At 65.2% G+C, this 6,627-nt stretch carries 5 protein-coding genes; 1 reads left to right on the top strand and 4 read right to left on the bottom strand.

Going from position 1 to position 6,627, the window contains the following annotated elements; genetic code table 11:
* Positions 1 to 349: 349 nt before the first annotated feature.
* Positions 350 to 1,678: an amidohydrolase family protein gene (locus tag AAC050_RS11295; protein WP_339915185.1), complete on the bottom strand. Its 1,329-nt coding sequence runs from the start codon at positions 1,676 to 1,678 to the stop codon at positions 350 to 352.
* Between the two features lie 227 nt (positions 1,679 to 1,905).
* Between AAC050_RS11295 and AAC050_RS11290 the strand changes: the two genes are divergently transcribed.
* Positions 1,906 to 2,484, top strand: coding sequence for a murein L,D-transpeptidase catalytic domain-containing protein (locus tag AAC050_RS11290; protein WP_339915184.1), 579 nt, complete (start codon positions 1,906 to 1,908; stop codon positions 2,482 to 2,484).
* A 12-nt stretch (positions 2,485 to 2,496) separates the two neighbouring features.
* Here AAC050_RS11290 and AAC050_RS11285 read toward each other — a convergent pair whose 3' ends face one another.
* The 3 genes from AAC050_RS11285 to purD form a co-directional block, all read right to left on the bottom strand.
* Positions 2,497 to 3,156, bottom strand: a complete 660-nt coding sequence (locus AAC050_RS11285; RefSeq protein WP_339915183.1) for a hemolysin III family protein — start codon at positions 3,154 to 3,156, stop codon at positions 2,497 to 2,499.
* A gap of 112 nt (positions 3,157 to 3,268) precedes the next feature.
* Positions 3,269 to 4,453: a S1 family peptidase gene (locus AAC050_RS11280; RefSeq protein WP_339915182.1), complete on the bottom strand. Its 1,185-nt coding sequence runs from the start codon at positions 4,451 to 4,453 to the stop codon at positions 3,269 to 3,271.
* 812 nt (positions 4,454 to 5,265) lie between these two features.
* Positions 5,266 to 6,540 (bottom strand): phosphoribosylamine--glycine ligase, encoded by a 1,275-nt coding sequence (gene purD, locus AAC050_RS11275; RefSeq protein ID WP_339915181.1) that lies wholly within the window; start codon positions 6,538 to 6,540, stop codon positions 5,266 to 5,268.
* Between the last annotated feature and the right edge of the window lie 87 nt (positions 6,541 to 6,627).

Genomic DNA, 6,627 nt, shown 5'->3' with positions numbered 1-6,627 from the left:
CCCCCATTTCGGGGGAAGGTGGCAGGCGAAGCCTGACGGATAGGGGCCTGCGGCCACAATACGGGTGTCGCCGATCGGTGAAGAAAGAGCCCCCATCCGAGCCGCTCCGCGGCCCACCTTCCCCCGAAATGGGGGAAGGACGCGTTGCCCTTCATCACAGCCAGCCCGATCACGTCCGTCCGCACACGGCGCAACGATCCCTTCCCCCATTTCGGGGGAAGGTGGCAGGCGAAGCCTGACGGATAGGGGCCTGCGGCCGCAGCACGACCTTCGACGTTCAGAAAAAAGCGCCCCCATCCGAGCCGCGCTGCGGCCCACCTTCCCCCGCGAGGGGGGAAGGGACCGGGATTTACTGGTCCCGATAGACCACCCCGCCCTTCATCACGAAGCGCACATGTTCCAGCGTGGTCACGTCGCTGAGCGGGTCGCCGGACACGGCGATCAGATCGGCGGGCATGCCGACCGCGATACGCCCGGCCTCGCCGGAAATCCGCAGATGCGCGGCGGCGGTGACCGTGGCCGCCTGTATCGCCTCCAGCGGCGTCAGTCCGGCCCGGACCAGCAGGGCGAACTCCTGGGCGTTGTCGCCGTGGGCCGATACGCCGCTGTCGGTGCCGAAGGCGATGCGCACCCCGCCCTCATGGGCACGCCGCGCCATGTCCAGCATCCGCGGACCGACCTCGAGGGCCTTGGCCGTCTGGGCCGGGGTGAAGAAATTGTCCGGACTGGCCGCGACCCGGGCCACGAAATCCCCGGCCAGCAGGGTCGGCACCAGATAGACGCCCTCGCGGCGGAACAGCCGGATCGAGTCCGCGTCCAGATAGGTGCCGTGCTCGATCGAGTCACCGCCCGCCCTCAGGAAGGCGTTGATGCCGTCGACGCCGTGGGCATGGGCCGTGACCTGACGCCCCATCCGGTGCGCCACCTCGACGATGGCGGCCAGTTCAGCGTCGGTGAACTGCTGCGCCAGACCGGCGGCCGTGTTCGACAGCACACCGCCGGTGGCCGTGATCTTGATGATATCGGCCCCCGAACGCACCTGGGTGCGGACCGCGCGCATACAGTCCTCGGGCCCGGAACAGACGCTCTCGGACGACAGCAGATGCATGATGTCGTCACGATAGCCGTTGATGTCGGCGTGTCCGCCGTGGATCGACACGGCCGAGCCCGACGCGATCACCCGCGGGCCAGGGATCTCGCCCGCCGCAATGCCGTCGCGCAGGGCGAAGATGGCGTCATTGTCCGCCCCCAGGTCAGCCACGGTGGTGAAACCCGCCATCAGGGTGCGACGGGCGTAGAGCGCGCCACGGATCGCCTGGTCGGCGCTGGACTGGGTCATCCCTTCCAGCCGCTGGTTCGGGTTCTGCTGATGGGTCAGATGCACATGGCTGTCGATCAGGCCCGGCAGCACGAAGGAATCGCGCAAATCGACGACCCGGTCGCCGTTTCCGGTGCCGGAAACGAAGCCGTCACGCACTTCGACGACATGGTTCCCTCTGATCACGAGAGTTTTATCTCGCTGCACGACGCCGGTCTGCGGCTCGGCCAGAAGCCGCCCCACCTGAACGAACACGGTTCCCTCCGCAGGGGAAACCGGAGCGACAGCGGGGGCTTGTGCGGCAGCGCTTGTGGCCAGAAGCGCGGCCGCGGCGGCCAGCAATGATACGATGAATTTCACGAAACCCTCCCCAAACAGGAGGCATACCCTAGACGGTTGAACGCAATCGCCAAGGCATTGGTTGAATCGTAAACTACTCTTTGAAACAACTGGTCACTTCTGAAACCGCGCGAGGGCGTCGCATGCGGCTATCGAGACGAGGTTTAATTCTTGGAGGGTCGGCCCTGCTTACGGGCTGCGCAACGGCGTCCGAGCCTTTCGTTGCGGCCTCAAGCGCCGTGCCGCTGGTGCGGACCGCCGCCGTCCCCCCGAGCCCCGCCGTCGATTTCGTGCCACCGCCGCTCGATCCCAACGGTCTCGTGCCCGCGGCCCTGATGGCCCGCGCCATGGCCGCCCTCGACATCCATCACCGCCGGGTGCCGCTGCGCGACCGCATGTATCTGGTCGATTTCAAACGCTATTCCGGCGACGAGCGCCTGTTCGAGGTCGATCTGATCAACGGGGGGGTCACCGCCCTCCGCACCTGCCACGGCAAGGGATCGGATCCGGCCCATTCCGGCTATGCCCGCGACTTCTCCAATACGCCGGACAGCCTGATGTCCTCGGTCGGGGCCTATGCCACCGCCGGGGCCGGCTATGGCGCGCAGCAGGGCCCCAACGTCCTGCTCGACGGTCTGGAATATACCAATGACAAGGCCCGCGAACGGGCCATCATCGTCCACGGGGCCGACTATGCCGACCCGGCCTTCCTCGCCCGCGAGGGCAAGCTGGGCCGCAGCTACGGCTGTTTCTCGGTGGCGCATACCGACCTGCCGGCCCTGCGCGAACGCATGGGCGAGGGTCGACTGCTGTTCGCCTGGGCCTGATCCTGATCCTGCCTAACGCAGCACGGCCAGCAGCACCGCCACCCAGTGCACCGCCGCCGCCGCCACGACATGGCCGTGCCAGATCGCGCGCCGGTAGCGCATCTGCTTGTTGGCGTAGAAGATCACCCCAACGGAATACAGCAGCCCCCCGACCGCCAGCAGGATCACCGGGGCCAGGCCCAGGCTCTGCATGAAGGGCTGGATGGCGATGACCATGACCCAGCCCAGCGCCAGATAGATGGCAATCCAGAAGCCCTTGCCCAGTCCGGGCAGCAGCAGCTTGGCCGCCGCGCCGACGATGGCCGTGGTCCAGACCGCCGCCGTCATGCCCCAGGCCCAGGCCCCGGTCAGGTGCTGGGTCGTGAACGGCGTATAGGATCCCGCGATCATGATGAAGATCCCCGCATGGTCGAAGCGCCGCAGCAGCGGCTGAAACCGGGGCGCGGCGAAATTATAGGCCGTCGACAGCCCCAGCATGATCAGCAGCCCGACCGCATAGATCGCCGCCGCCGTCAGGCTGCCGGCATCGCCGAAGCCGATCGCCAGACCCAGCAACATCCCGCCCCCGACCAGCGCCAGCGCCAGTCCGGTCAGGTGCACAATCAGATCGGCCAGCCGCTCCTTGCCGTCGCGATAGTGGCTGGGCGGTTCCGGCGGCAGGGTGTCGGGCACGGGGCGTGGATCTCCGGAGCGGGCGGAACGGGGCGGCGATGTCGAAGCGCCGCCACAATCTATGGGATAGCAAGACGCTGCGCGAGCTCGCCGGTCTCCAGCAGGCCCCTCGTTACTGTGTCAGCACACTTAGACCGAGGATCTGCACTCTATCTATCCCCATGTAGAAGGCGTCCCATGGATCAACGGATTCTGCTCCACCGACATGAATGCCATAGACAGTGTTATCTCCCTGCATCCATGCGGCACCGCTGTCGCCGCTTTCGGAAAGATCGTAGCCAGAGTTTCTGACACGCACCCACCCAGTCTGGCCTTGAGATCCGTAATTCTTGTCAAAGATCGTTCCGCAGGTGAAGCCGGTGGTCCAGCCGTATTTGCAGACCGAACTTCCGAGGGGCTGCGCTGCCTGCGCCAGAGTTGCGGTCACCGTCAGCGGTGTCGCGGTTCCAACATTCACTTGGTTGCGGACAGTCCGACCGGGCACGGTGTGCCACTGTACATCATAGGCTCCATTGCCTTGGCGTTCTGCTTGAAAGCTTGTCCAAACACCATCGTAGTCAAGGGTGTTTGGACAATGAGCGTTGGTTGTCACTCCGCGAACACCTGCTGCATTACGAACCGTTGGGCCTGACGTACAATAACCGCCAGTTGAGGCGACCATCGCTTGGCCGCCTCTCACGTCGACATCAAGCGTGCTAAGTTGGTGCACAGCGATAATTTGGACGAAATCTGGGAGGAGCCCAACCCTACTCTGTCGTACCTTTTCGGCTTGCGTCTCGCCGAGGATATAGAGCTCAACCACGGCCTGCTTGACATCCAGCCCGACATCCAGTTCGACGCCCTCCGCGAGTAGTTCACGGTACAGCCCCTCCTGAGTATCTATGAGCAGCTGGAGGGTTCGCGGCGCGACCTCGAACTGGGTGATGTTTCTGACGGGCGACGTCAGGCCGACTAGGTTCGCCGCTGTGCCAATCGTGCCCGTCAAGCGCACAACGACTCGGAACTCAGGCTGGTGCTCAATCCAAAGGCCAGCAAAACGGTCCGGAAAAGTCTTTTTGACCTCCTGTTCGAGGTCTGCGATGGCATTTTGCAGCGAGAGGCGGCGCGCGGCCTCGCTCTCACTTACGCCGTACGTGTGAGCGTAAGCAGCAGCCGCCGATTCGAAGGCGGGCCTTCCGCTAGGTGCCGGGGGATCCGGTGGGGGCGTTTGTATTTGAGCCATAGAGGGCACCGGAAAGAGCACGCCGAACCACACAAGATATCCGGACACCTTCAACGCCGGGGCAAATTTGCGCATTCTAATCACCTCAAGTCGATGGGTGCCGGAACTGGCCGGCGAGCCAATAGGGGCCCCTGCAATCCGACGGAACCGCTGTGGTGAGGTTGAGCTTTGAAATTCGGCTTTCTGGGACTTCGCCGCCAGCGACTGCCACCCTGTCTCCCAGTCGGAATGAGTCGCCGGACTCGCGGTTTACCAAGCGCTGGGAGTCGCCGATCGTGCGAAATTCGGCCGTGGCGGGCCAAATCACCAGGTAAGATCGGGATGAAGTTTGCCCGAGCCGAAGACAGCGACCTTCAATGAAAAGCGTTCCCACTGCCAGTGCATCCATCGCGTCTTCTCGCGTGGCCTGAATAGGGACAATGACGGTCGCGGGTGAGCGGCTCAAAACGCGACCTCCCACATCCGAACCCGGCATCGGCGCGGCACAGGATGCAATGAAAAGGCCAACCGAGGTCAGCAAAGCGACGCCATATGTCCTCATGACAAACCTCTCCTAGAAACCGACGACGGCGACGGCGATGGCTCGCCGCAACCCTGAAATGCATACAAACAAACAGTCAACCATAACTTCTTGATGGTTTCGGGCTAACGTCGTTTATCACGACAGGTTCCGATCGCCGTGTGATCCGGATTCGAATCCCGGAGAATAGGTCTCGAGGCTGCCGGGGTTGACGACTGACCTGCAAGGAGGCGGCGGGAGTCTACGGACGGGAAAGTTGAGCAAGCCAACCAGCCCGGTGCCGGATAGATGGCGACCCGAAACCCCCTTGCCGAGCCCGCCAGCGCAATGGACGCTGTCCGCAGGGTAAAGAGCCACATTAGGTCCCCTACCCCCGCTCGACCGCGCGCCAGCCGATGTCGGTGCGGCAGAAGCCGCCGGGCCAGTCGATCTTGCGCAGCGCCGCATAGGCCCGCTCGCGCGCCTGGACGATGTCGTCACCGGCGGCACAGATGTTCAGCACCCGCCCGCCGGCCGCGGCCAGCAGACCGTCGTCGCGCCGTCGGGTGCCGGCGTGGAACACCTGCACATGCGGGCCGAAATCCTGCCCCATGCCGCGGATGATCGAGCCTTCCAGCGGACTGTCGGGATAGCCCTTGGCGGCCATGACCACGCACACCACCGTCTGCGGCTTGAATTTCAGCTGCGGCAGGCCCGAAAGATCGCCCCGCGCACAGGCCAGCAGATAGGGCACGATGTCTCCGGCCAGCCGCATCATCAGCACCTGACATTCCGGGTCGCCGAAGCGGGCGTTGTATTCAACCACCTTGAGCCCGGCAGCCGTGGCCATCAGCCCGACATAGAGGACCCCGCGATAGGGCGCGCCCTCGGCCGCCATCCCCTTCAGCGTCGGTTGCACCACCAGACGGTCAGCCGCCTCGACCAGGTCCGGCGTGAACACCGGGGCCGGGGAATAGGCCCCCATCCCGCCGGTATTGGGCCCCATGTCGCCGTCGAAGGCGCGCTTGTGATCCTGGGCCCCGCCCAGCAGCACCGCCCGCTCCCCGTCGCACAGGGCGAACAGCGAGCCCTCCTCGCCGTCCATGAATTCCTCGATCACCACCCGCGCGCCGGCGCTGCCGAACCGGCCACCCAGCATCCGCTCGATCTCGGCCTCGGCGTCGCGCAGGTCGGGGCTGATCGCCACCCCCTTGCCGGCGGCCAGACCGTCGGCCTTGATCACATAGGGGGGGTGGAACACATCCAGCGCCGCGCGCGCCTCGTGCAGCCGCTCATAAACGCCATAGCCGGCCGTCGGAATGTCGTGCCGCTCCATGAAGGCCTTGGAAAAGGCCTTGGAGGTCTCCAGCTGCGCCGCCTTCTTCGTCGGCCCGAAACAGGGGATGTTGGCCGCCGCCAACCGGTCGGCCAGCCCCAGCTCCAGCGCGCTCTCGGGCCCGACCACGACCAGATCGGCCTTCATCTCCCGCGCCAGCGCCGTCAGGGCCTCGACATCAGTGGCCTTGATCGCCTGCAGCTCGCCCAGCCCCTCCATCCCCGGATTGCCGGGCGCGATGACCAGCCGCTTGAGCAGCGGTGACTGGGCGATCTTCCAGGCCAGCGCGTGTTCGCGCCCTCCGGATCCGACGAGCAATATATTCATACAGGCGGCATGACCGCCCCGGGCGAACGGGTCAAGCACCCGCAGGCGTCAAAGGGGGCTTTGCGGGGCGGAATTCACAGGGAACCG

It is taken from the genome of uncultured Brevundimonas sp. (assembly GCF_963974615.1).
GTDB lineage: Bacteria > Pseudomonadota > Alphaproteobacteria > Caulobacterales > Caulobacteraceae > Brevundimonas.
Note: the sequence above shows the minus strand (reverse complement) of the source record. Positions and strands in the feature narration are given on the sequence as shown.